We start from the raw sequence: 23,106 nt of genomic DNA on the forward strand, positions 1-23,106 counted from the left end.
GTTCTACGCACGTAGACGGTGTGCGTAGGGAGTAGAACGTAGGCCGCGGTGAGGTGTGGGGCAAGAGCGCCGTGCGCGGTTGGAGTAGTCGATCACGTTACGTCGCTACGCGGTCGGATGCGGTCAGGAGACGGGCGGTTTGCGGCGCGGCGCTGCGGGGGCGGGGGGTGCGGAGGGGTCTGGTGGGGTCTGGCGGGGCCTCAGGCCGCGCCGATGCCGGCGACGCGGAGGGCGTGGATGAGGTCCCGGTGGCGGTGGTGGGAGCCGGGCTGGGCCTGGGCGGCGCGGAGCAGGCGCGGGGCGAACCACCGGGGGTCCTGGCCGGCCAGGGCGGCGGCCTCCTCGGCGGTACGGACCCGGACGAACGCGGCGAGCAGGGCGTCGACCTCGCGGGCGCGGCCGGCGGCGTCGAGGGCGAGGGCGGCGACGGCCACCTCGGCGGCGGGCCGGGCCACGCCCTGGCGCAGCAGAGCGTCGCAGTCGGCCTCGCGGCCGGCCTCGGCGAGGGCGGCGGCGGCCGCGGCGAACTGGCGGGAGGGCAGGGAGGCGGCCTCCCAGAGCAGGGTCGCCCAGTCGGCGGCTAGCCCGGCGCGGCCCAACTCCTCCGCGAGCAGCGGCAACTCCCCCGCGGGCCGCGCGGCGGCCTCACAGATCACCCCATGCGCCTCCCCACTCCGCCCCTGCGCCCGGAGGGCGCTGAGCAGGTGGGCGATGCCGGTCCCGCTACGGGCCGCCGGGGACGGCGCCGGGCCGGCCCCCTGGCCGCCGGGCGCCCCGTCCCGGGCACCGTGCGGACCGGCCGCTCCGAAGTCGGCGCGGCGCGGGTCCGCTTCGGCGGGAACTCCCGCTGCGGGAGCATGCCCGGCGGTGCCGACACCGCGCGGGCCCGCCCCGCCACCGTCGCCGTACCACCGGGCCTGGCCATCGCCGGGGGCACCGCGGCGGGGATCCGGGTCGCCGGGGACCCCGGGCCCGGGGTCGGTCCACCCGACGCGGGCGGGGCGCGGGGCCGCCTCGTCAGCGCCCCCGGGCCCGGGGATGCGCGGGCTGTACTCGCCAGGCACACCCGCCCACTGGGCCGACACGTCGACGGCGCGGCGGGAATCCAGGGTGCCGGGGACCCCGGGCCCGGGGGTGGGTACCCCGAAGTCGGCGGTCTGCGGGGTCGGTTCGCCAGGGGCCGTGGTGGGCTGAGGCGGACCGTAGCGGGCGCCTCGGGGGGCGGGGGCCGGCGGTGTCGTGGCCTCTTCGAGGCCGGGCGGCAGGGCGAAGCCCGGCGCCTGCGGCGCCACCGCCCCGGCGTACCGGGCCCCGCCACCCCGCCGCGCCCCGCGCAACCACCGCCCCTCGGCCCGCCCGACGGGCGCCAGCCCGTCAGCCTGCCGCGGGCTGTCGGCTACCGGTGTGGCCTCGTCGTGCGCGTGGTCCTGCCGCACCCGGGGGTCTGCGGCCGACTCCGGGCCCTCGCCGAGCGGCCCGTCCGGCTCGTGGGCGTAGTCCTGCCGCACCTCGGGGCCTGCGGCTGGCTCTGTATCTCCCCCGGCCCACCCAGCAGAGCGGGGTGTCTGGCTTCGTTGCGTAACTCCCCCGGTCCACCCGTCCGGCGCCCCGGCCTGCCGGTCCGGCTGCGGGCTCTCCCCGGGGGGCGCCGGCGGCGGAGTCGTCAAAGAGGTCAGGCGGGCCGTCAGGTCCTCGTGGCGGGAAGTGGCTCGGGTGATGTCGTCCTGGGTCCAGGAGAGTTCGTGGGTGAGGGCGGTGGTGGCCGGGTCGTCCGTGGGGGCCGTCAGGCGGGTGGTCAGGGTGCGGAGGGCCGCTTCGGATGCGGCGCGCTGGGCCGCCGTCGCCGACAGCAGGGCGCGGAGTTCGGCCTCGCCGCCCGGGAGGCGGTCCCAGGCGGCGACCGCCGCGGCCCGCAGCCGCGCCGCGTATACGGTCTCCCGCGCCGCCGGCTCCGCGCCCCGCAGCCCCGCCAGGTCCCGCAGCAGGGATTCCACCACGTCCCACGGCGGTATCGCCGCCCCCTCCAGGCAGGCCCGCAGGCCCTCCGGGTCCCGGCGCAGGAACTCCCCGTACCAGCCCGCTCCGGGATCCAGCCGCTGCGTCAAGCCCCGTAAGTATCCGGAGAGTTGACTGATCGCCAGTGAAGTCACGGTCTCCATGCCCGCATTGGACCGCACCCGTGTTACAGCTGGACTACGGGAATCTCAAAGCTTGACGGCGATCGCGGTGTGCGGCCGCTTCCCGCGCCGGGCCAGCGTGGCCGGTACGTCCACCAACCAGTACTGCCACGTGTACTTCCGCGACATCAGCTTGCGGACCCGCCGCAGCCCCGCCTCGTCGAGCAGCCGGGCCTGCCCCTCGGCCGTCTCCACACCCTCCGCGATCCGCCCCCGTACGTCGCAGGGGGCCACCCGCACCCGCCCGTCGTTGCGGATCCGCTTGACCTTCCACGTGTCCGTGCGCGTCCACACGTACAGCTCGCCCCCGTCGGCCACCGCCCAGACCGGCGTGGCGACGGGCGTGCCGTCCTTGCGGAAGGTGGTGAGGCTGATGTACCGGGCTCTGCCGAGCTCCTCGATGTCCATGGCCCGACCCTACGGCCCCAGTCCGCCGGGATCACCCCGTACGCCGGAGCTCGCGGCCGGACCCCGGCGCTCCGGGCCCGCCCCGCCCGAGGCGTCCCGGCCGTCGGGCACGGCGCAGGCGGCGAGCAGCAGCCCGCCCGCGAGCAGCGCCCCGACGAGGCAGAGGCCCACGCGCTCGGACGCGTTCTCGGACGGGTTCGGGGAGGGGGCCAGGGAGGGGCGCAGGGACGGGTTCAGGGACGGGTGCAGGGGTGGATTCGCAAGGGGCACCCGTCACGCATGCCCCGCCGCCCGCGTCCCGCAACCCCTGTTGCGCCGTTCGGCCCAGGGACCAGACCCCAGAAACCAGACCCCAGAGACCAGACCTCAGCGATCAGGCCCCAGCGATCAGGCCGCCACCACCGCGCAGCGCCGCAGCAGGTCGTCCAGCGAGAGGCCCAGCGTGTCGGCCAGCGCCGCGATGGTGAAGAAGGCGGGCGTGGGCGCCCGGCCCGTCTCGATCTTGCGCAGGGTCTCCGCGGAGAGCCCCGCGCCCGCCGCGACCTCGACCATGCTGCGGCCACCGCGTGCCGCGCGCAGCAGCGCGCCCAGCCGCTCGCCGCGCTCGCGCTCTTCGGGGGTGAGGGGGGTTCGGACCATGCCGCCATCCTACCCCGGCCCCCAATAACTATCCCGTTATTTTTATACCGGTATAGTTATTGGCATGGTGAAGCTGAAAACAGACCAAGAGATCGACGAGATGCGCGCCGCGGGCCGGGTCGTCGCCCGGACCCTGGCCGCCGTACGCGAGGCCGCCCACGTAGGGGTGTCCCTGCGGGAGCTGGACGGCGTGGCCCGCGCCGTGCTCCGCGAGGCGGGCGCGGGCTCGCCCTTCCTCGGCTACCGGCCCTCCTTCGCGCCCGTGCCCTTCCCCGCCGTCGTCTGCGCCTCGGTCAACGACGCCATCGTGCACGGCATCCCCGACGACTACCGGCTGCGCGACGGCGACCTCGTCAGCATCGACTGCGGGGCCACGCTCCGCGGCTGGGCCGGGGACGCCGCCGTCAGCTTCACCGTCGGCCGCCCCCGCCCCGCCGACCTGCGGCTCATCGCCACCGCCGAGGCCGCCCTGGCCGCCGGGATCGCCGCCGCCGTGCCCGGCAACCGCATCGGGGACATCGCCCACGCGGTCGGTACGGTGTGCCGCGCCGCCGGCTACGGCGTACCCGACGGCTTCGGCGGCCACGGCATCGGCCGCAGCATGCACGAGGACCCGGGCGTGCCGAACGAGGGCCCGCCGGGGCGCGGGATGAAGCTGCGCCCCGGCATGGTCCTCGCCATCGAGCCGATGCTGACCGCGGGCGGCGGGGACGACTACTCCTGCGACGCCGACGGCTGGACCCTGCGCACCACCGACGGCAGCCGCGCCGCCCACGCGGAGCACACGGTCGCGATCACCGCCGCAGGACCACGCATCCTCACCACCCTGTAGAGCCCATGCGCTACGGCTTCCCGTGCGGCCGGACCACCATCGCCGAGCCGCCGCCCCGCCGGGAGGTCTCGGCCGCCGCCAGCCAGCGGCCGTCCGGCAACCGCTGCACACCGGTCGCGGCGCCGATCTCCGGGTTCTGCCGGAAGCCCTGCCCCAGCGCCTCCAGCTCGGCGCGCAGCGGGCTGTTCCACAGGCCCGGCTCCAGTTCGGTGGTGGTCTGGTTGCGCTGGCTGGCGCGGGGTGCGGCGATCGCGTCGACCAGCGGCAGGCCCCGGTCCAGGTGGCCGGTCAGGGTCTGCAGGACGGTGGTGATGATGGTGGCGCCGCCCGGGGAGCCCACCGCGAGCACCGGACGGCCGTCCTCCAGCACGATCGTCGGGGACATCGAGGAGCGGGGCCGCTTGCGCGGACCGGGCAGGTTCGGGTCCGGGACGCCCGGCGCGGCGGGGGCGAAGGAGAAGTCCGTCAGCTCGTTGTTGAGGAGGAAGCCGCGGCCGGGGACGGTGATCGCGCTGCCGCCCGTGGACTCGATGGTGAGGGTGTAGGAGACCACGTTGCCCCAGCGGTCCGCGACCGTCAGGTGGGTGGTGTTCTCCCCCTCGTAGGTGGTCGGGGCCGCCTGCCCGGTGGTGGCGCAGGGCTTCGGGTCGCGCGGGTCGCCGGGGGCGAGCGGGCTGGTCAGCGTACGGTCCGGGCGGATCAGGCAGCCGCGCGCGTCGGCGAAGCGCTGCGTGAGCAGTTCGCGGGTCGGCACGTCCACGGCGGCCGGGTCGCCCACCCAGCGGCCCCGGTCGGCGAAGGAGATCCGGGACGCCTCGATGAAGCGGTGCAGGTACTGCGTCTCGGAGAGCCGGGAGAGGTCGGTGCGCTCCAGGATGTTCAGCGCCTCGCCGACGGTGGTGCCGCCGGAGGAGGAGGGCGCCATGCCGTAGACGTCGAGGCCGCGGTAGCGCACCCGGGTCGGGTCCTGCCGTTTCGTGGCGTACGCGCGCAGGTCCGCGGTGGTCAGATCGCCCGGCCGGACCTTGCGGGTGGCCGCCGGGTCCACCGGGGGTGTGCGGACGGCCCGGACGATGTCCTCGGCGAGCGGGCCGCGGTAGAGGGCGCCGGTGCCCTTGCGGGCGAGTTCGGCGTAGGTGTCCGCGAGATCCGGGTTCTTGAAGGTGGAGCCGACCGCGGGCAGCGCGCCGCCGGGCAGGAAGAGCGCGGACGTGGCGGGGAAGTCTCTGAACCGGGCCTCGTTGAGCTCGGTCTGGGACCGGAAGGTGGAGTCGACGGTGAAGCCGTCGCGGGCCAGCTTCTCGGCGGGTTTCAGCAGCCGGCCGAGCGAGCGGGTGCCCCAGGCGTCGAGGGCGCTCTTCCAGGTGGCGGGGGTGCCGGGGACGCCCACGCCGAGGCCGCTGGTCTGGCCCTCGGCGAAGGGGATCGGCTGGCCGTTCTCCTGGAACAGGGTCTCGGTGGCCGTCGCGGGGGCGGTCTCGCGGCCGTCGACGGTGTGGACGCGGCGGGAGCGGGCGTCGTAGTAGACGAAGTAGCCGCCTCCGCCGATGCCCGCCGAGTAGGGCTCGGTGACGCCGAGCGCGGCGGCGGTGGCCACGGCGGCGTCCACGGCGTTGCCGCCCTCGCGCAGGACCGCGATCCCGGCGGCGGAGGCGTCGGCGTCGACACTGGCCACGGCCCCGCCGTAGCCCGCCGCCACCGGCACCTTCGCGGGGGTCCCGCCCGGGCCGCCGGGGCCCGGCGGGGCGGCCGCGCCGGTGGAGACCAGCGCTCCGGCGAGGGCGACGAGCGCTAACTGACGTGCGGCGGGACGGCGCATCCGGTTCCTCCAGTCGACGGCCTGTCAGGCACAGGGCTCGCAGCGTAACTTCACGGCACCCCCCGCGTCAGGAAGGCCGGGCGGCGGCTAGCATCCGCCGCATGGACGACGACGTACGCAATATCGTGCTCGGGGTGATAGCCACCGGCCTGAGCGGTGGCTTCGGCTGGTTCTCCCGGACCTATCTGTGGCGCCGGGCCCTCCGGCGCAAGCAGGCGTTCCTGGGGCTGCCGTCCGGCTCCGACTGCCTGTTCGTGGTCAACCGGCAGATGGGCGGCACGGAGTTCTCCGTGCACCGCAATGACGCCTTCGCGCTGCTGGAGATCTCCGCGCTGATCAAGGACTGCGGTGCGAACGTCCAGATCGTCACGCACGACGAGGCGCGGCAGGGCTTCGGCGACCGCGCCGAGTTCTGCGTCGGCGGCCCGACCTCCAACGCCCGTACGGTGGCCCACCTGGCCTCGATGCTGCCCGGGATCCGGGTCAACCTGGACAGCGAGCAGCACGCCGACCGGGGCGCGATCCGGGTCGGCGAGGTGACGTACCGGTGGGAGAAGGGCCAGGCGGAGCATGTGCTGCTGGCGCGGATCGCGGCCGGGGAGGGCGGCCGGCCGGTGTTCCTGCTGTCCGGGCAGACGGCGGTCAGCAACCAGGCCGCCGCCCGCTATCTGGCCCGCCACCACGAGCGGCTGGCCCACTCCTACAAGGACCGGTCCTTCTGCCTGGTGCTCAAGGTGGTCAACTCCGCGGCCTACGGCCCGGATGTGACGGAGCTGGTCGCGGATGTCACCGAGGCGGCCCGGACACCCGTAGCGGAAGCCGCGTGATGCCGTTGATGAAGTTCGACACCAAGCGCCGCGGCGGGCCCGCCAGTTCGGGCGGGGGCATGGCCGCGCACCACTCCTCGTAGAGGATGCGCAGCTGGAGGCGGGCGAAGTGCGCGCCGAGGCAGACGTGCGGGCCGTCCCCGAAGGAGACGTGCGGGTTGGGTGTGCGGGCGAGGTCCAGGCGGGCGGGGTCGGTGAAGACGCGCTCGTCGTGGTTGGCGGAGGCGTGGAAGACCACGACCTTGTCCCCGGCCCGGATCCGCTGCCCGGCCAGTTCGGTGTCGGTGTCGGCGGTGCGGCGGAAGCTGAGCACGGGCGGGTGCACGCGCAGCAGTTCCTCGACGGCCCGTTCGGGCGGTACGGCGCCGGCGGCCAGCAGGCGGTAGGCGTCCGGGGCCCCGGCGAGGGCGAGCAGACCGCCGGGGGCGGCGCCGCGTACGGTGTCGTTCCCGGCGACGGTGAGCAGGAAGAAGAACATCTCCAGCTCGGCGGGGTCCAGCCCGGCGCAGGCCAGGGCGGTCATCACGTCGTCGCCGGGGTGGGCGCGCTTGTGGGCGGCGAGGGCGCGGGCGTAGCCGAACATCTCGCCGAGCAGGGCCGGTGAGCGCGGGTTGAGGGGCTTGCCGTCGGGGCCGAGCCGGGGCGCGGGGGTGTCCTCGGGGTCCTGGTAGCCGATGATCCGTACGGTCCACTCCAGGAGCAGGGCGCGGTCGGCGGGCGGGACACCGAGCAGGTCGGTGAGGTTGAGCAGGGCGTATTCGTCGGTGACGGCGCGCACGATGTCGGCGGAGCCGTCCTCGGCGTGCTCGCGGGCGCCCGCGAGCAGGGTGCGGGCGCGGGCGCGGACCCGTCCGGCGAAGGCGTCGACGCGGGCGGGGGTGAAGGCGCGGGAGACCAGCCGCCGCAGCCGGCCGTGCGCGGTCAGGGTTCCGGCGGGGCCGTCGGGGCGCGGGGTGGGGTCCTGGTTGAGCATGGTGCGGCGCAGGAAGGGCAGGTCGGCGGGGTCGGGGTCGCGGATCTGGGTGGCGCCGAGCCAGGAGGAGTACGTGCGGTGGTCGCGCAGGACCCGTACGACGTCGGCGTGCCGGGTGACGGCCCAGAACCCGGGGCCGGCGGGCCAGCCGTCGATCTCCGGCTCCGCCTGGCGGGAGACGGGGTGGTGGTCGCGCAGCAGCCGGTAGCTCTCGTGGGGGACGCCGGCGGCGTAGAGGCGGGGGTCGAAGACGTCGGGGACGGCCGCGGCGTGGTCCATGGGGCCACCGTGACGGGTGCGGGGCCCGCCCGCAAGGGTGCGCGGCCCCTCAGGAGCGGGTCCGGCACTCGGCGGCGGGGAGGGTGGTGTCGGTGCCCTGGAGGGTGACCTGGGTGACCACGTCCTTCACGGCGGAGACGGCGACGGTGCACACGATCTGGAGCCGGGCCGTCTCCGACAGCCCCGCCACGGGGATCGGCAGGCGGACCCGGATGCCCTGCTCGGGCGAGTACGGGGTGGCCCCGAAGCCGTCGGTGCGCTCATTGGGCAGCGGCGGCAGCTCCGTGGTGAGACCGGCCTGCCGCGCGGCGTCCCGGGGGCCCTCCATCAGCAGGCGGACGAGGATCGCCGGGGAGACGGTGTAGCCCGCGAAGCCGAAGGGTGTGGGGACGAGCCGGCCGTCCTTGGAGACGTAGTAGAGGGTCGCGCCGCTGCCGTCGGGGACCTGGACCTTCGCGGCGTGGCCGCTCTCGATCACCCCGGTGGTCTTGATCCCGCAGCCGGTGAGCAGCAGGGCGCAGCCCGCGAGGGCGGCGGCGGAGCGGATCCCGCGGCCGGTCATGCGCGTGCCTCCCGGGGCATGTCGAGGGTGAAGAGGGCGCCGCCGGAGGGTCCGTTGGCGGCGTGGAGGGTGCCGCCGTGGAGGCGTACGTTCTCCAGGGTGATGGCGAGTCCGAGGCCGCTGCCGGCGGAGCGGGTACGGGCGGCGTCGGCCTTGAAGAAGCGGTCGAAGATGTGCGGCAGGACCTCGGGGGCGATGCCGGGGCCGCTGTCGGAGACCTCGATCAGCAGCCGCTCGCCGTCGTCGCCGGGGGCGGTGCGCACGGTGACGCGTACGGGGGCGTCGCCGTGCCGCAGGGCGTTGCCGACGAGGTTGGCGAGGACCACGTCGAAGCGGCGCGGGTCGAGCCGGGCGCGGACCCCGTCGGGCAGGTCGGTGGCGACGCGCGCGTCGTCCCAGTGGCGCCGTTCCAGGGTCTTGCGGACGGCTTCGGCGATGTCGACCTCGTCCAGGTTGAGTTCGGCGGCGCGGGCGTCGAAGCGGGAGATCTCCATCAGGTCCTCGACGAGCACGGCCAGTTTGCCGGTCTCGGCGCTGACCAGGCGCAGGGCCTTGGCGGTGTCGGGGTCGAGGCGGTCGGCGTCCTCGTCCAGCACCTCGGTGACGGCGAGCATCCCGGCGAGCGGGGTGCGCAGTTCGTGGGAGACGTCGGAGGCGAAGCGGCGGGCCCGGACCTCGGCCTCCTGGAGTTCGCGTACGGACTGCTCCAGGGCGCGGGCGGTCTCGTTGAAGGTGCGGGCGAGCCCGGCGAGCTCGTCGGCGCCCCGGACCTCGATGCGGGTGTCGAGCCGGCCGCGGCCGAGGTTCTGGGCGGCGCGGCGCATGTCGCGTACGGGCCGCAGCACGCTGCGGGCGGCCAGCAGGGCGGGGACGATGGCGATGGCGAGGCCCGGGACGGCGCCCTGCTGGGCGGCGTCGACCATGGCCTGGACGGTCTGCTTCTCGGTGCTGAGCGGGACGCTGGCGAAGAAGACGGCGCCGGTGGGTTCGCTGTAGCCGTTGTGCTCGAAGAGGGCGGGGACGCCGATGGTGAGCCACGGGTTGCCGCGCTGGTCCTCGACCCGCTGGAAGGCGGCGTAGCTGCTCTGGCGGACGCGCTCGCGCAGGCTGTCGGTGATGACGGTGGAGGTGGGGGTGGCGGGGTTGGTGGAGGTCCGCAGGCCCGCGTACTCGCCGAAGATGATCCACGGGTGGGGTTTGCCGCGCTTGCCGAGCTCGGTGACGATGCGCTGGAGCTCCGGCATGTCCATGGGCAGCCGCACCTGCTGCTGCTCGACCTGGTCGCGCAGGGTGTTGACGGCGGTGTCCTGGGTCTGCTTGAGGATGGCGTTGCGCGCCTGCTGGTAGGTGAGGGCGGCGGTGGTGACGGCGCTGATCGCGGCGACGAGGAGGAAGGCGGCGATGAGCCGGGTGCGCAGCCCGAGCGGTGCGATGCGTCTCACCGGGGCCTACAGGGGGCCGAAGCGGTAGCCGAAGCCGCGCACGGTCTGTATGTAGCGGGGGCTGCGGGCGGGGTCCTCTATCTTGTGGCGCAGCCGGCGCACGCAGGCGTCCACGAGCCGGGCGTCGGCGTGGTAGCTGTGGTCCCAGACGTACTCCAGCAGCTGCTGGCGGGAGAAGACCTGTTCGGGCGAGGCGGACAGGTGCAGCAGGAGCTTGATCTCGCTGGGGGCGAGGGCGACGCGCTCGCCGTTCTTGGCGACGGTCAGCCCCGCGCGGTCGATGGCGAGTTCCCCGTGGACCTGGATCTCGGGGCGGGCGCCGGCCGGGTCGCTGAGGCGGCGCAGCACGGCCTTGATGCGGGCTTCGATGACCTCGGTGCGGGCGGGTTTGACGATGTAGTCGTCGGCGCCCGCCTCCAGGCCGATGACGATGTCGAAGTCGTCGCCGCGTGCGGTGAGCATGATGATCGGCACCTCGCTGGTCTGCCGGATGCGGTGGCAGACCTGTACGCCGTTGATCCCGGGCAGCATCAGGTCGAGCAGGACCAGCTCGGGGTGGAAGCCCGCCATGAGGGCCAGCCCCTCCTCGCCGGTCTCGGCGGCGCGGACCTCGTGCCCGCGCCGGCGCAGGCCGAGGCCCACGCCCTCCCGGATGGATGGGTCGTCCTCGATCAGCAGTACGCGTGGCATCCGGTCAGTATCCCAAGGCGGTTCCGTCGTCTTCCCTCCCGCTACCGGCGGAGGCCGAGCCGGCGCCGCAGCGGGTCCAGCAGGCCGGTGATCTCCGTCAGGCGCAGCGGTCCGGCGAGGAGGAGGACGACCAGGGCCAGGGCGGCGGTTCCCGCGGCGACGGCGGCGAGGTCCCCGAAGCCCTCGGCGGCCCGGGCCGCGAGGTGCCCGGCGGCGGCCGCGGGCGCGCAGGCGGCCAGGAGCCGCAGGTGCGTCCGTACGGCGGTGGCGGGGCGGCGGCCGGCGGCGCGCGGGCCGAGCCGCCGGGCGAGGGTGTACGCGGTGACGGCGGCGCCGGCGAGGAAGGCGACGGAGGAGGCGGCGGCCATGCCGGTGACGGCCCAGCGCGGCGGGAGCGCGGCGTAGGCGAGGGCGGACAGCCCGGCGTTGAGCCCGGCGACGACCAGGTTGAGGAAGAAGGGGGTGCGGGTGTCGGAGAGGGCGTAGAAGCCGCGCGAGAGCACGTACTGGGCGGAGAAGGCGATCAGGCCGGGGGCGAAGGCCATGAGGATGCCGGCCATGACCTCGATGTCGGCGGCGCCGGTGCGGCCGTACTCGAAGACGGTGCCCATCACCCAGGGGGCGAGGGCGGCGAAGAGGGCGGCGGCGGGGACGACGAGGGCGGCGCTGGAGCGCAGGGCGTAGGAGACGTCGCGGCGCAGGGCGGTGAGGTCGCCGTCGGAGGCGGCGGCGCTCATGCGGGGCATCAGGGCGGTGACGAGGGAGACGGTGATGATGCCCTGGGGGACGATCCACAGCTGGTAGGCGTTGCTGTAGGCGGTGTAGCCGGCGCCGCCGGCCAGTCCGGCCTCGACGGCGCGCTGGCCGGTGGTGGTGGAGAGCCGGGTGACGACCCAGTAGCCGATCTGGTTGGTGAGGACGAGCATCACGAGCCAGCCGGCGTTGCGCAGGGGGCGGCCGAGGCCGCTGCCGCGCCAGTCGAGGCGGGGGCGCCAGCGGAAGCGGGCGGCGCGCAGCGAGGGTACGAGGGCGAGGGCCTGGACGAGGATGCCGAGGGTGGTGCCGAGGCCGAGCAGGCGGGTCTGGTCGGCGGTGAGGCCGTTCGCGGCGTCGTGGGAGACGGCGAGGAACAGGCCGAAGACGGCGATGACGACGACGTTGTTGAGGACGGGGGTCCACATCATCGCGCCGAACCGGCCGCGGGCGTTCAGCACCTGGCCGAGCAGGGTGAACAGGCCGTAGAAGAGGATCTGCGGCAGGCAGTAGCGGGCGAGGGCGACGGTGGTGCTCGCCTGGGCCCCGCTGTAGTCGGTGTACGCGGCCACGATGAGCGGGGCGCCGAGCACGGCGGCGGCGCTGATCAGCACGAGTACGGCGGTGCAGGCGGTCAGCAGCCGGTCGGTGTAGGCGGCGCCGCCGTCGGCATGCTCCTTGGCGGCGCGGACCAGCTCGGGGACGAAGACGGCGTTCAGGGCGCCGCCGACGAGCAGGATGTAGATGATGTTGGGGACGGTGTTGGCGACCGCGTAGCCGTCGCCGAGGAGTCCGGTGCCGAGGGCCGCGACGACGACGGCGGAGCGCAGGAAGCCGGTGGCGCGGGAGACGACGGAACCGGCGGCCATGAGGGCGCCGCTGCGCAGGACGGAGTTCCCGGCGGCCGCCTTGCCGGCGCTGTCCGGGGCGGCGGCCCCGGTGCCGGGGGTGGCGTCGGGGGTGGCGTCGGCGGCGGTGTCGGTGGTGGCCGTCACCGGCGGGCCAGATATGCCTGGAACGCCTTGTAGAGCGCCGTGTTGGCCACTCCGTCCATCGGGGTCTCCCATTCGCCGAGTGTCTCGACGACCTGTCCGCCGGTGCCGAGCTTCCAGCGCAGCAGTCCGAACGAGCGGTCGTCGGGGTCGAGGGTGGAGGGTACCCCGCGCATGTCGTACTCGTCGGCGCCGAGGGCGTGGGCGTCGCACATCATGCGCCACTGCAGGGCGTTGCTGGGTCGTACCTCGCGGCGGTGGTCGGCGGAGGCGCCGGTCTGGTACCAGACCCGGCGGCCGGCGGTGATCATGGTGTGGGCGGCGAGGATCTCGCCGCGGTGGATGCCGAGGTAGAGGCGCATCCGGCCGGGGGACTCCTCGTTCAGGACCTCGTACTGGCGCTCGTAGTAGGCGAGGGAGCGGCCGAGGCGGAAGCCGTCGCGCTCCTCGGTGATCCGCAGCAGCCGGTAGAACTCGGGCAGGTCGGCGGCGGTGCCGATGACGGTCTCGACGCCCGCCTTGCCGGCCTTGCGGACATTGCGCCGCCACTCCTGGTTCAGGCCCGACCAGACCTCGTCGAGGGTGCGCCCGGCCAGGGGCACGCGGAAGACGTGGCGGGGCTGGGCGTCGCCGTCGTCCTCGCCGCCGCAGCGCTGCCAGCCGCGGGTGCGCAGCCGGTCGGCGAGGGCGGCGCCGACGGGGTCGACCTCGGTGGCGAGGACGTCGGAGATCCGGCTCCCGGCGCCGGTGGCGGCCTTGGCGGTGGTGGCGTCCCAGCGGCGGTAGGCGGGGGTGGGGCCGATCCGGACGGCGAAGGCTCCGGCGGCGCGCAGGTGGCGCATGAGGGGGCGCAGCCAGCGGTCGAGGTGCGGGTCGGACCAGTCGGCGACGGGGCCCTCGGGAAGGTAGGCGAAGTATTTACGGGTGCCCGGGAATTGGCGATAGAGAACGAGTCCGGCGCCTTCGATCTCGCCGCCGGGGCAGTGCCAGCCGACCATTTCGGAGCGCCAGAGGTCCTTGACGCGCGCCCATGACGGGTACTGGAGAAAGCTGGCTCCCGGGGTCCGGGCGAGGAAGGCGTGGTACTCGGGGGCGGACAGGGCGCGCACCCGGAGCTCCTGGTCCTGGTCCTGCCGAGCGGGGACAACGAGCAGTGCGCACACGGCCGGCCGCCTTCCTGTTCGTCCTGTGGGGTCGTGCACAGGACTGTCACAGGAGGCCGTGACCGAAGTGCGCGGCGAATGTGACCGGATGATGACTGTTTCGCTGCGGTCCACGTCACAGAGAAAAGAAGGATCTTTTCCTCGGTTTGCGCAACCTAAAGTCGTGCCGTTCCCATCCTCTTTTGCGAACGTTCATCACCACCACGACTCGAAGGGGCCCTTCGTTGAGCCGCACACGCCGCACCGCCATGGCGGGCACCGTACTTCTGGCCGCTGCCGCGCTGACCGCCTGCTCGGGCGGGGGCGACGCCGGCGGTGACGACAAGGGCAAGGCCGACGCGAAGCCGAAGGCGCCCATGGCGGTCTCCGTGAACCTCACGGGCGATCAGGTCAAGGCGGGCCAGCCGGTGACGGTGACCCTCGCCGAGGGCAAGCTGGCGCAGGTGAAGGTGACGGACGCCAAGGGCGCCGAACTGCCGGGCAAGATAGCCGACGACGGGAAGAGCTGGACCTCGGAGCGCAATGCCCCGGCCGGTGCGGAGTACAAGGTCGAGGCGCAGAACACCGAGAGCCAGAGCGCCGGTACGCAGTTCAGGACGAGTGCCGCCGACAAGGTGAACAAGGTCTCGATCAACATCGCCAAGGGCAGCACGGTGGGCGTGGCGATGCCCGTGTCGCTCGTCTTCGACAACCCGGTGACGAACAAGGCCGAGGTGGAGAAGCAGCTCAAGGTCACCACCTCGGACAACACCGAGGGCTCCTGGGGCTGGATCAAGGACCACTCGGGCAACGACCGGGTGGACTGGCGGCCCAAGGAGTACTGGAAGTCCGGTACGGACGTGAAGGTGGAGATGCACCTGAACGGCGTGGACTCGGGCAAGGGCGGCGGCCTGTTCGCCCGTGACTACACCACCGAGTTCAAGATCGGCAAGGACCGCCGGATCCAGGTCAGCCTGGACACCAAGAAGCTGTCCGTGACCCAGGACGGCCAGGCCCAGAAGACGATCCCGATCTCGGCCGGTACACCGGGCGGCAAGAAGGCGTCGTGGTCCGGGAAGATGGTGATCATGTCGAAGGAGGGCACCATCCGGATGGACTCCCAGACGGTGGGCCTCGACAACGCCTACGACAAGATGGTCGACTACTCGATGCGTCTCACCTGGTCCGGCATGTACGCGCACGCCGCCCCCTGGAACTCGAACAACTTCGGCCGGGTCAACAGCAGTTCCGGCTGCGTGGGCATGAGCGACGCCGACGCCAAGGACTTCTTCGCGCAGTCGCAGGTCGGTGACGCCTTCGAGGTGGTCGGCGAGGGCTCGAAGGGCAACGCGGACATCGGCAACGGCTACGGCGAGTGGAACCTCTCCTGGGACCAGTGGAAGGCCAAGAGCGCGCTGTCCGGCGCCGCGCAGAACGGCTGACCCGTACGGCGGGCGATCCGGGGGCCCGCGGAGGCCGGCCCTCGGAAGCCGCCCCCGGAGGCCGCCCCCGGAGGCCGGCCCTCGGAGCTCAGTCCTCGGACGCCTCCGCGTACGCCTGGCTGAGTTCGGGGGATCCCGTCATCGCCCAGGAGACCCCCGAATCGATCACGTCCAGCTCCCGGCCGGAGGCCAGCAGGATCACCGGCCGGCCGTTGGGCCAGACCTGCCAGGACGCCTCCGGTACGGTGCGGACGATCACGGTCCCGAGGTAGAAGCCGGCGTCGTTGCCGAGCCAGGGCACCACCTCGGGATCGCGCCGCCAGCGCGGCATCAGCTGGTCCAGTGCCTCCAACGAGGCCGGGCTGCCGTCGAGTTCGAGCCCGGCCGCGCGGGCATGGGCCCGCAGCATCGCGCACTCCGAGAACAACTCGGCCACGCCCTCGGGGTCGTCGGCGAGGGCGAGGGTGAGCCGCTCACCCTGTTCCGCTTCGCGCCGGTTCAGCCAGTTGTCCAGGAAGGGGATGTTCATACCGCCCAGCGTCGCACCAGGACCCGCCCCTGGCCACAGGGCGCGCCTGGATCCGCCGCCCGGGACGGGCCGGGCTAGCGGTCGAGATCCAGGTCGACGACGACCGGCGCGTGGTCGGAGGAGCCCTTGCCCTTGCGCTCCTCGCGGTCCACGTAGGCGTCGGTGACGGCCTTCTGGAAGGGCTCGTTGCCGTAGACCAGGTCGATGCGCATGCCCCGGTTCTTGGGGAACGCGAGCTGGCGGTAGTCCCAGAAGGTGTACGGGCGGTCGTACTTGAGCGCGCGCGGCCGTACGTCCGACAGCCCGGCGGCCCGCAGGGCCTCCAGGGCGGCCCGCTCGGCCGGGGTGACATGGGTGAGGCCCGCGAAGACGGCCGGGTCCCAGACGTCCTCGTCGGTGGGGGCCACGTTGAAGTCGCCGAGCACGGCGAAGGGGCGCGGGCCCGCCGCGTCCTCGGCGACCGCCGTGGTCAGCGAGCGGAACCAGTCGAGCTTGTAGCCGTAGTGGTCGTGCTCGACCTCGCGGCCGTTCGGTACGTACACCGACCAGACCCGGACCCCGCCGCAGGTCGCGGAGATCGCGCGGGGCTCCTGGACGCCCTCGTAGTCGGGGCCGTCGGGCAGGCCCATGACCACGTCGTCCAGCCCGGTGCGGGAGAGCAGGGCCACGCCGTTCCACCGGCCGGTGGCGTTGACGGCCGACTCGTAGCCCAGCTCGCGCAGCTCGTCGTGCGGGAACTGCTCCGCCGAGCACTTGGTCTCCTGGATGCACACGACATCGGTGCCGGAGCTCTCCAGCCAGGCCAGCAGGCGCGGCAGCCGGGCGGTGATGGAGTTGACGTTGTAGGTGGCGATACGCATACGTTCCAACCTACCGCCCGGCACCGACACTCAGAGTTCGGCGCTGTCGCCGGCGGTGAGTCGCCCGTGGTCGGTGCCGCCGAGGCGGTCCAGGGCGAAGTCGTACACCGGCCGCGCGATGTCCGCGAGATAGGCGTCGTGGATGTCGAGGGCCCGGCGCGGCTTGACCTCGCGCAGGTAGTCGATCACCTCGGCGATCTTGTTCCACGGCGCGTGCACCGGGACCATCAGGGTCTCCACCGGCACCCCGGGCACGGTCAGCGCGTCCCCGGGGTGGAAGAGGGAGCCGTCGACGAGGTAGCCGACGTTGGTGACGCGCGGCAGGTCCGGGTGGATCACCGCGTGCAGTTCGCCGTGCACCTGGACCTCGAAGCCGGCGGCGGTGAAGGTGTCTCCGTGGCCGACGGTGTGCACCCGGCCCGGATAGGCGGGCGCGAGCCGGTCCGCGACGCTGCGCAGCGTCCACAGGGCGGCCGCCGGGTTCGCGTCGAGGGCGGCGCGCAGCCGGCCCTCGTCGAAGTGGTCGGGGTGTTCGTGGGTGACGAGCAGGGCGTCGGCCCCGAGGCCCGCGTCCGGTTCGCTGAAGGCGCCCGGGTCGATGACGAGCGTGTGCCCGTCCTTCTCCAGCTGGACGCAGGAGTGCAGCCGCTTGGTGAGCTTCATGATCCCAAGGCTAGCGCCGCGCCCGCCCGGTCACGGGGTGGTCGTGGAGACCACGTACACCTTGGGCTTCTCGGGGTCGGTGAGGTCCACCGTGATGTCCCGGGAGGGCCGGGGGTCGTCCTGCTCGACGCTGGTGCCGTACCAGAGGGCCCGGGGGCTCCAGCTCCAGCCGGCGGTCTCGGCGTCGTGCGGGGAGATGGTGACGTCGCCGGGGGTCAGCGCCTCGCGGCTGGTGCCGACGGCGGCGAGGAAGGCGTCCAGGTCCGCCGGGGTCACGGCGAACTGGGTGAAGAGGCGGCTGGTGCGCCAGTTGTTGGTCTCCAGGAAGCCGACCTTCCAGGCGCTCGCCGGGATCGGCACCTCGTAGATGCTGCGCTGCACCTTGGAGGGCCAGCCGGGGCGGACCGTGGTCGCGCCGACCTTGGCCGCCTTGTCGCGGCCGCTCTCGCGGCTCTGCTGGGTGGAGATCGCCAGATAGCCGGCGGGCACCCCGATCAGCAGCACGATGATGATCGCGGTGATCCAGCGCCGCTTGACGACATGCCGGCGGTCCTCGGGGGTGGGAGGCGGGGAGCCGCCCTCGTCGGGCGCGGAAGCCTGGTGGGGCAGGGTGGGCGGGTTCACGGCTGTACGTCGTCCTCGGTCTGCGGGGCTCCGGGGGTGTCGCGCAGGCCGAGCCGCGCGTAGCGCTCGTAGCGCTCGACCCGCCGGCGGGTGGCGCGGCGGAAGCGGCGGGCGACGAGCCGGGCCAGGTCGGCGGCGCCGACCATGCCCGCCTCGGGGCCGAGCTGCGCCTTGGCGATACGGGCCTCGGGGCGGTAGCCGCGGCCGGTCAGGTGGCGGCGGAAGGCGTCCCGGGCGGGGCCGATCAGCAGGTCGTCGGCGGCGCTGACGCCGCCGCCGATCACGAAGCAGGAGGGGTCGAGGGCGGCGGCCAGGTTGGCGATGCCGACGCCGAGCCACTGGCCGATGTCCTGGAGCAGTTCGACGCACATGGCGTCGCCCTCGCGGGCCAGCTCGGTGATGAGCGGCCCGGTGATCTCCGAGACGTTCCCGCCGACCTTGGCGATGATGTTGTACGCGACCGGGGAGTCGGCGGCGGCCAGCTCGCGGGCCTCGCGGACCAGCGCGTTCCCGGAGCTGTACTGCTCCCAGCAGCCGCGGTTGCCGCAGGGGCAGCGGTGGCCGCCGGGCACGACCTGCATATGGCCGAACTCGCCGGCCACCCCGAAGCGGCCGCGCTTGACCTGGCCGCCTTCGAGGATGGCGCCGCCGATGCCGGTGCCGAGCGTGATCATGACGAGGTGGTCCTCGCCGCGGCCGGCCCCGAAGCGCCATTCCGCCCAGGCGGCGGTGTTGGCGTCGTTGTCCACCATGACGGGGACGGCCAGGCGGGACTGGAGGGCGTCGCGCAGGGGCTCGTCCCGCCAGGCCAGGTGGGGGGCGAAGAGCACCCGGGAGCGGTCGGCGTCGACCCAGCCGGCGGCGCCGATGCCGACGGCGTGCACGTCGTGCCGGTCGGAGAGGTCCAGCACCAGCTCGACGATGGTGTCCTCGACGACCTTGGGGCTCTTGGACTTGTCCGGGGTCTCGGTGCGGATCTTCTCCAGGATGATCCCGTCGGCGTCGACGACACCGGCCATCACCTTGGTGCCGCCGATGTCGATGCCGACGGTCGGGACGCGCGGAGCGGTCAGGTGCGACCGCCGCTCGCGGGTGCCGATGGTGCGCAGGACGGTGCCTCGCGCCGACCCCCGGTGGGAGAGCGAGAAGTCCCGGTACGTGCTCATCGAGTCGTGTCGTCCCTCGTCGGTCCGGTGGTGGGGGCGGCCGGTCCGGCGGGGCCCGCCGGGCCGTCCGTACCGTCTGCGGTGCGGGTGTCCTGGCCCGATTCTGCCACCCGCCCCAGCTCGTGGCTCAGCTCGTCGAGCTCGGAGCCGCCCGCCATCTGCCGGGTGAGCTCGTCGAGGGTGACCGAGTCGCGGGTGTGACTGGCCGCCATCGTGCCGCGCTTGAGCAGGACGAAGCGGTCGCCGACGAGGTGGGCGTGGTGCGGGTTGTGGGTGATCAGGACCACACCGAGTCCGGCGTCGCGGGCGGCGGCGACGTACTTGAGGACCACCCCGGACTGCTTGACGCCGAGGGCGGCGGTGGGCTCGTCGAGTACGAGGACCTTCGCACCGAAGTACACGGCGCGGGCGATGGCCACGCACTGCCGCTCGCCGCCGGAGAGGGTGCCGATGGGCTGGTCCACGTCGCGCAGGTCGATGCCCATGCGCAGCAGTTCGGCGCGGGTGGTCCGGCGCATGCGGTCCACGTCGAGGCGGCGCAGGGGGCCGCGGCCCTTGGTGGGCTCGGAGCCGAGGAAGAAGTTGCGCCAGACGGGCATGAGCGGGACCACGGCGAGGTCCTGGTAGACGGTGGCGATACCGCGGTCGAGGGCGGCGCGCGGGTTGGCGAGGACGGTCTCCTCGCCCTCGATCTCGAAGGTGCCGGCGTCGTGCCGGTGCAGCCCCGCGATGATCTTGATGAGGGTGGACTTGCCGGCGCCGTTGTCGCCGAGGACGCAGGTGATCTCGCCCGCGGAGACCTCCAGGGAGACGCCCTGGAGGGCGCGGATGCTGCCGTAGTACTTGCTGACGCCGGTCAGCCTGACCAGGGGCGCGGCGGTCCCGTCCGCGCTGTTGCCGGTGATCGTCTCGGTGGTCATTTCGCCTCCGCCCGCTTGCGGACCCATGCGTTGAGCAGCGTCGCGAGCAGCAGCATCGCGCCGAGGAAGAACTTGAACCAGTCCGGGTTCCACTGGGCGTAGACGATGCCGTTGCTGGTCATGCCGAAGATGAAGGCGCCGACCGCCGAGCCGATGGCGGAGCCGTAGCCGCCGGTCATCAGGCAGCCGCCGATGACCGCCGCGATGATGTACAGGAACTCGTTGCCGACGCCCTCGCCGGACTGGACCACGTCGAACGAGAAGAGGATGTGCTGGCCGGAGATCCAGGCGCACAGGGCGACGCCCATGTAGAGGCCGATACGGGTCTTCACCACGGGCACGCCGACCGCGCGGGCCGCGTCCGCCCCGCCGCCCACGGCGAAGATCCAGTTCCCGGCGCGGGTGCGCAGCAGGATCCAGGTGGCGACGGCGACGATGGCGAACCACCACAGGATGGTGACCTTGAGGGTCACCGGTCCGACGGTCCACTGGGAGGCGAAGAGGGCGCGGGCGGAGGGGAAGCCCTCCATGTCGGCGATGCTCTTGGTGGAGACGGTGCCGGTGATGAGCTTGGTGAAGCCGAGGTTCAGGCCGGTCAGCATCAGGAAGGTGCCGAGCGTGATGATGAAGCTGGGCAGCTTGGTGCGGGTCAGCAGGAAGCCGTTGAAGAAGCCGATGGCCAGGGTCACCACGAGGGAGACCAGGACGCCGACCCAGACGTTGGCGGTCATCTGGTAGCTGAACATCGAGCTGACCAGGGCCGAGGTCGTGACCATGACACCCGCGGAGAGGTCGAACTCGCCGCCGATCATCAGCAGGGCCACCGGGGCCGCCATGATCCCGATGGTGGAGGCCGAGTACAGGATCGTGCTGAGGCTGGACGCCTGGAGGAAGCTCGGGGCGGCGAAGGAGAAGAAGACGAAGACGGCGGCGGCGCCGACCACCGAGCCCAGCTCCGGGCGGCCCAGGAGCCTGCGCAGGGTGGAGGTGGGGGCGAGCCGTTCGTCGGCGGGAGGGGCGCCCGACGGCGCGCCGGCGGGTGCGGGGGCGGGAGCGCTCATCGGCTGCCCCGCTTGATGTACTCCTCCAGCTGGGCGGCCTGGGCCTTGGTGATGATCTGCGGGCCGGTGAGGACCGGGCGGCCGCCGCCGAGCACGTTGGCGTTGTAGCGGTACAGCCAGAGCAGGTCGACGGCCTCGTAGCCCTGGAGGTAGGGCTGCTGGTCCACGGCGAAGCCGAGGGCGCCGGACTTGAGGTCCCGGGCGACGGAGTCGTTCAGGTCGAAGGTGTCGATCTCCGCCTGGCTGCCCGCCGCCTCCTTGGCCTTGACCGCGGTGGGCGCGAAGGGGGCGCCGAGGGTGAGGACGGCGTCCACGGACGGGTCGGCCTGGAGCTTCGCCTGGATGGCCGCCTGCACCGACGGCATGTTGGTGCCCTCGACGTACAGGTTCTCCATGGTGCCGGGGAAGGTCTTCTTCGCGCCCGCGCAGCGCTGCTCATGGCCTACGTTGCCCTGCTCGTGCAGGACGCAGACCGCCTTCTTGCGGTCCCGCTTGCCCAGCTCCGTACCGACGGCCTCGCCCGCGATCTCCTCGTCCTGGCCGATGTGGGTCAGCGCCCCGTAGGCGGCGGACTGGGCGGAGCCGGAGTTGACCGTGACCACCGGGATACCGGCCTTGACGGCCTTGGCGAGCACGTCCTTGAGGGCGTCGGGCTTGGCCAGGCTGACGATCAGGCCGTCGACCTTCTGGTCGATGGCGTTCTGCACGAACTGCGCCTGCTGCTGCGCCTGGTCGTCGTGGGCGTAGACGAAGTTGATGTTGTCCTTGGCCGCGGCCTCCTTGGCGCCCTTCTGGACGATGTCCCAGAAGGTGTCCCCGTCTCCCGCGTGCGTGACCATCGCGAAGGTCCAGCGGGGGGTGGAGACGGCCGGCCGGCCCGCCTCGGCGGCCTTCGCCCGCTCCTCGGCACGCTTGCCACCCGTACTGCTGCACCCCGCGAGCGAGGCCCCCAGTACCGCCGCGAGCACGGCGCCCACGACGCGCACCCCTGTCCGAACCCTAGCCACGTCCCCGCGCCCTTCCCTCGTCCGCTTCTCTGCTGTCGTCTGACGCCATCGACATCATTCGGTCATTCCGGTTCCAGCCGCTCAGTATCCGCCACAGTGGACCATGAAGGGCCATCGGGGCATGTACGCGCGGACCGGCGCGGCGGGCGGGCCGGCCGGCGCGGGAAAAGCGCAGGACCGGCGTCGAGCGGATTGACAGCTTCCGCCGGTGGGGCCAGGTTGAGTGCATGCGCATCGGGCTCATCGGGACGGGCCGGATCGGCTCGTTCCACGCGGCGGCCCTGAGCCGTCACCCGGAAGCGGGCTCGCTCCTGCTCGCGGACGCCGATCCCGCGCGGGCGGCGCGCCTCGCCGACCGGCTCGGGGCCACCGCCGCGCCCTCCGTGGAGCAGGTGTTCACCTGGGGCGTGGACGCGGTGGTCGTGGCCTGCGCGACCGAGGGGCACGCGGAGCTCGTCGTACGGGCCGTGCGCGGCGGGCTGCCGGTGTTCTGCGAGAAGCCGGTGGCCCCCGACCTGCGGCGCACCCTGGCCGTACTGCGCGAGGTGACGGCCACGGGCGGGGTGCTCCAGGTGGGCTTCATGCGCCGCTTCGACGCGGGCTACCGCACGGCGCGGGAACGGGTGCGCTCGGGCGCGCTGGGCCGGCTGCACACCGTGCGGACGGTGACCTCCGATCCGGCGCCGCCGCCCGCCGGCTACCTGCCGAGCTCGGGCGGGCTGTACCGGGACTGCCTCGTGCACGACTTCGACATGGTGCGCTGGGTGACCGGGCGGGAGGTGGCCGAGGTGTACGCGACCGGGTCGGACGCGGGCCCTCCGCAGTTCCGGGAGGCGGGGGACGTGGACACCGCCGCGGCGCTGCTCACGCTGGACGACGGCACGCTGGTGACCGCCACCGGCACCCGCTGCAACGGCGCCGGCTACGACGTGCGGATGGAGCTGGCCGGGGAGCTGGACCAGATCTCCACCGGGCTGGACGACCGTACGCCGATCGCTTCCACCGAGCCGCAGGGGCCGCCGCCCGCCACCAAGCCGTGGACGGGCTTCCTGGAGCGCTTCGGTCCTGCCTACGAGGCGGAGCTGGACGCCTTCGTACGGATGGTGCGCGGCGAGACCGGGAACCCCTGCGACGGGCGGGAGGCACTGGCCGCGCTGCGGGTGGCGGAGGCGTGCGAGCTCTCGCGGCGGGAGGGTCGGCGGGTCCGGCTGGAGGAACTGCCGGACCTGCCGGATCGGTGAGCGCATGGGCATCCACCCTACGGCGGGGGCGCGCTGCTGAACCCGGCGTTTTCCGGCC

The 23,106-nt window shown here is 73.4% G+C and carries 23 protein-coding genes; 4 read left to right on the forward strand and 19 right to left on the reverse strand.

Annotation, left to right across the window (positions count from 1 at the left end; genetic code table 11):
- Nucleotides 1-200: 200 nt before the first annotated feature.
- The 4 genes from ABZ873_RS07740 to ABZ873_RS07755 all read right to left on the reverse strand — a co-directional run bounded on the left by ABZ873_RS07740 (nucleotide 201) and on the right by ABZ873_RS07755 (nucleotide 3,224).
- On the reverse strand, nucleotides 201-1,508 hold the full coding sequence (locus ABZ873_RS07740; protein WP_360866796.1) for a hypothetical protein: 1,308 nt from the start codon (nucleotides 1,506-1,508) through the stop codon (nucleotides 201-203).
- 696 nt (nucleotides 1,509-2,204) lie between these two features.
- The gene (locus tag ABZ873_RS07745; RefSeq protein WP_360866799.1) at nucleotides 2,205-2,585 is read right to left on the reverse strand and encodes a PPOX class F420-dependent oxidoreductase; all 381 of its coding nucleotides are present in this window, start codon (nucleotides 2,583-2,585) and stop codon (nucleotides 2,205-2,207) included.
- A gap of 9 nt (nucleotides 2,586-2,594) precedes the next feature.
- Nucleotides 2,595-2,855, reverse strand: coding sequence for a hypothetical protein (locus ABZ873_RS07750; protein ID WP_360866802.1), 261 nt, complete (start codon nucleotides 2,853-2,855; stop codon nucleotides 2,595-2,597).
- Between the two features lie 117 nt (nucleotides 2,856-2,972).
- The gene (locus tag ABZ873_RS07755; RefSeq protein ID WP_360866805.1) at nucleotides 2,973-3,224 is read right to left on the reverse strand and encodes a helix-turn-helix transcriptional regulator; all 252 of its coding nucleotides are present in this window, start codon (nucleotides 3,222-3,224) and stop codon (nucleotides 2,973-2,975) included.
- A 64-nt stretch (nucleotides 3,225-3,288) separates the two neighbouring features.
- Between ABZ873_RS07755 and map the strand changes: the two genes are divergently transcribed.
- Complete coding sequence (map, locus tag ABZ873_RS07760) at nucleotides 3,289-4,056, forward strand: type I methionyl aminopeptidase (RefSeq protein ID WP_360866808.1); 768 nt, start codon at nucleotides 3,289-3,291, stop codon at nucleotides 4,054-4,056.
- Nucleotides 4,057-4,066: 10 nt separating this feature from the next.
- On the opposite strand, the gene ggt is transcribed toward map, so the two are convergent.
- On the reverse strand, nucleotides 4,067-5,875 hold the full coding sequence (ggt, locus tag ABZ873_RS07765) for a gamma-glutamyltransferase (protein WP_360866811.1): 1,809 nt from the start codon (nucleotides 5,873-5,875) through the stop codon (nucleotides 4,067-4,069).
- A 101-nt stretch (nucleotides 5,876-5,976) separates the two neighbouring features.
- Here ggt and ABZ873_RS07770 point away from each other — a divergent pair, with 101 nt between their 5' ends.
- Nucleotides 5,977-6,702 carry a hypothetical protein gene (locus ABZ873_RS07770; RefSeq protein ID WP_360866813.1) on the forward strand — a complete coding sequence of 242 codons (726 nt, stop codon included), beginning with the start codon at nucleotides 5,977-5,979 and terminating at the stop codon, nucleotides 6,700-6,702.
- Here ABZ873_RS07770 and ABZ873_RS07775 read toward each other — a convergent pair.
- From ABZ873_RS07775 to ABZ873_RS07800, 6 genes are read right to left on the reverse strand one after another with little or no spacing between them, the layout of a single operon-like run.
- Nucleotides 6,662-7,954, reverse strand: a complete 1,293-nt coding sequence (locus tag ABZ873_RS07775) for a cytochrome P450 (protein ID WP_360866816.1) — start codon at nucleotides 7,952-7,954, stop codon at nucleotides 6,662-6,664. The genes ABZ873_RS07770 and ABZ873_RS07775 overlap by 41 nt on opposite strands.
- A gap of 49 nt (nucleotides 7,955-8,003) precedes the next feature.
- Nucleotides 8,004-8,516 (reverse strand): hypothetical protein, encoded by a 513-nt coding sequence (locus ABZ873_RS07780; RefSeq protein ID WP_360866819.1) that lies wholly within the window; start codon nucleotides 8,514-8,516, stop codon nucleotides 8,004-8,006.
- A complete protein-coding gene (locus ABZ873_RS07785) occupies nucleotides 8,513-9,958 on the reverse strand; it encodes a HAMP domain-containing sensor histidine kinase (RefSeq protein WP_360866822.1) in 1,446 nt (481 codons plus the stop codon). Before ABZ873_RS07785 ends, ABZ873_RS07780 begins: the two co-directional genes overlap by 4 nt.
- Nucleotides 9,959-9,964: 6 nt before the next feature.
- Entirely contained in the window at nucleotides 9,965-10,648 is a 684-nt protein-coding gene (locus ABZ873_RS07790; RefSeq protein ID WP_360866825.1) for a response regulator transcription factor, read from the reverse strand.
- Nucleotides 10,649-10,689: 41 nt separating this feature from the next.
- The gene (gene murJ / locus ABZ873_RS07795; RefSeq protein ID WP_360866828.1) at nucleotides 10,690-12,468 is read right to left on the reverse strand and encodes a murein biosynthesis integral membrane protein MurJ; all 1,779 of its coding nucleotides are present in this window, start codon (nucleotides 12,466-12,468) and stop codon (nucleotides 10,690-10,692) included.
- On the reverse strand, nucleotides 12,393-13,556 hold the full coding sequence (locus ABZ873_RS07800; RefSeq protein ID WP_360866830.1) for a peptidoglycan bridge formation glycyltransferase FemA/FemB family protein: 1,164 nt from the start codon (nucleotides 13,554-13,556) through the stop codon (nucleotides 12,393-12,395). The genes murJ and ABZ873_RS07800 overlap by 76 nt, the downstream gene beginning before the upstream one ends.
- A 248-nt stretch (nucleotides 13,557-13,804) precedes the next feature.
- Between ABZ873_RS07800 and ABZ873_RS07805 the strand changes: the two genes are divergently transcribed.
- On the forward strand, nucleotides 13,805-14,977 hold the full coding sequence (locus ABZ873_RS07805) for an Ig-like domain-containing protein (protein ID WP_360867063.1): 1,173 nt from the start codon (nucleotides 13,805-13,807) through the stop codon (nucleotides 14,975-14,977).
- 88 nt (nucleotides 14,978-15,065) lie between these two features.
- Here ABZ873_RS07805 and ABZ873_RS07810 read toward each other — a convergent pair whose 3' ends face one another.
- From ABZ873_RS07810 to ABZ873_RS07845, 8 genes are all read right to left on the reverse strand, one after another.
- Nucleotides 15,066-15,506 (reverse strand): DUF6278 family protein, encoded by a 441-nt coding sequence (locus ABZ873_RS07810; protein ID WP_360866832.1) that lies wholly within the window; start codon nucleotides 15,504-15,506, stop codon nucleotides 15,066-15,068.
- Nucleotides 15,507-15,580: 74 nt separating this feature from the next.
- On the reverse strand, nucleotides 15,581-16,366 hold the full coding sequence (locus tag ABZ873_RS07815; RefSeq protein WP_360866834.1) for an exodeoxyribonuclease III: 786 nt from the start codon (nucleotides 16,364-16,366) through the stop codon (nucleotides 15,581-15,583).
- Nucleotides 16,367-16,396: 30 nt separating this feature from the next.
- Nucleotides 16,397-17,029: an MBL fold metallo-hydrolase gene (locus tag ABZ873_RS07820; protein ID WP_360866836.1), complete on the reverse strand. Its 633-nt coding sequence runs from the start codon at nucleotides 17,027-17,029 to the stop codon at nucleotides 16,397-16,399.
- Nucleotides 17,030-17,059: 30 nt separating this feature from the next.
- Complete coding sequence (locus ABZ873_RS07825) at nucleotides 17,060-17,653, reverse strand: hypothetical protein (RefSeq protein WP_360866839.1); 594 nt, start codon at nucleotides 17,651-17,653, stop codon at nucleotides 17,060-17,062.
- Complete coding sequence (locus tag ABZ873_RS07830) at nucleotides 17,650-18,819, reverse strand: ROK family glucokinase (RefSeq protein ID WP_360866842.1); 1,170 nt, start codon at nucleotides 18,817-18,819, stop codon at nucleotides 17,650-17,652. Before ABZ873_RS07830 ends, ABZ873_RS07825 begins: the two co-directional genes overlap by 4 nt.
- Nucleotides 18,816-19,739 (reverse strand): ATP-binding cassette domain-containing protein, encoded by a 924-nt coding sequence (locus ABZ873_RS07835; protein ID WP_360866845.1) that lies wholly within the window; start codon nucleotides 19,737-19,739, stop codon nucleotides 18,816-18,818. Before ABZ873_RS07835 ends, ABZ873_RS07830 begins: the two co-directional genes overlap by 4 nt.
- The gene (locus tag ABZ873_RS07840; protein ID WP_360866847.1) at nucleotides 19,736-20,800 is read right to left on the reverse strand and encodes an ABC transporter permease; all 1,065 of its coding nucleotides are present in this window, start codon (nucleotides 20,798-20,800) and stop codon (nucleotides 19,736-19,738) included. The genes ABZ873_RS07835 and ABZ873_RS07840 overlap by 4 nt, the downstream gene beginning before the upstream one ends.
- On the reverse strand, nucleotides 20,797-21,777 hold the full coding sequence (locus tag ABZ873_RS07845) for a sugar ABC transporter substrate-binding protein (protein WP_360867066.1): 981 nt from the start codon (nucleotides 21,775-21,777) through the stop codon (nucleotides 20,797-20,799). Before ABZ873_RS07845 ends, ABZ873_RS07840 begins: the two co-directional genes overlap by 4 nt.
- Before the next feature lie 257 nt (nucleotides 21,778-22,034).
- On the opposite strand from ABZ873_RS07845, the gene ABZ873_RS07850 reads away from it, so the two are divergent.
- Nucleotides 22,035-23,048, forward strand: coding sequence for a Gfo/Idh/MocA family oxidoreductase (locus ABZ873_RS07850; protein ID WP_360866850.1), 1,014 nt, complete (start codon nucleotides 22,035-22,037; stop codon nucleotides 23,046-23,048).
- Nucleotides 23,049-23,106: the final 58 nt, after the last annotated feature.

The sequence above is a fragment of the Streptomyces sp. NPDC047014 genome, from assembly GCF_040644195.1.
Taxonomy (GTDB): Bacteria; Actinomycetota; Actinomycetes; order Streptomycetales; family Streptomycetaceae; genus Streptomyces.